The following is a 257-nucleotide window of genomic DNA, read 5'->3' on the forward strand; positions in this document are numbered from 1 at the left end:
ATTATCTGACGGCGCTGCTCGTCGACGGCCAATATGCGCTTGCGGCACTTTCCGACCCGTTCGCGCGGGGCTGGAACCTGTTCGGCACCGCCGACGTGCAGATCGAGGCCGGCATCGTTGCGGGAGCGGACTCCGCGTGGTGGCTGTGGAATATCCAGGCCGGCGCCATCATCCTAGGCCATGTGCTCGCCGTCCTCGTCGCTCACGGCTTCGCCTGGCGCCTGCACCCACAGCCCTCCCGCGCGGCACTCAGCCAG

General features: G+C 68.1%; 1 pseudogene. It reads left to right on the forward strand.

Annotated elements, in window-relative coordinates:
* Positions 1-257, forward strand: a pseudogene (locus EOB49_RS35535) (hypothetical protein); the annotation flags it as partial.

It is taken from the genome of Mesorhizobium sp. M7A.F.Ca.MR.148.00.0.0 (assembly GCF_003997735.1).
GTDB lineage: Bacteria > Pseudomonadota > Alphaproteobacteria > Rhizobiales > Rhizobiaceae > Mesorhizobium.